Source organism: Paraburkholderia sp. SIMBA_030 (assembly GCF_046535245.1).
GTDB lineage: Bacteria > Pseudomonadota > Gammaproteobacteria > Burkholderiales > Burkholderiaceae > Paraburkholderia.
In genome coordinates this window covers 1-248 of sequence record NZ_JAWRXB010001272.1, presented here as the reverse complement: position 1 = coordinate 248, position 248 = coordinate 1, and the positions used below count along the sequence as shown (strand labels likewise).

Genomic DNA, 248 nt, shown 5'->3' with positions numbered 1-248 from the left:
CGGGTTCCTATACTTCACAGGAAAACCCACCCCGGCGAGGCAGCCATGGCCGTTACGCGCAAGGTCGCAATCGTGTCGAGCGTGTCCGCGCTCGTCTACCTCGGGCTCGCCGTGCTCGGCATCGGCGGGTTCGCCGCCTTCTTTTCGCATCCACAACTGATCGTCATCGCCGTCGCGACGCTGGCGCTGGCCGCCGCCGCGTTGTTGACCGAAGGCAACCTGAGCGCCGGCGAACGCGAGGACCGCGA

At 66.9% G+C, this 248-nt stretch carries 1 pseudogene; it reads left to right on the top strand.

Features of this window, described 5'->3' with window-relative positions:
• Window positions 1–45: 45 nt before the first annotated feature.
• Window positions 46–248: pseudogene (locus tag SB772_RS44135) on the top strand (isoprenylcysteine carboxylmethyltransferase family protein); the annotation flags it as partial.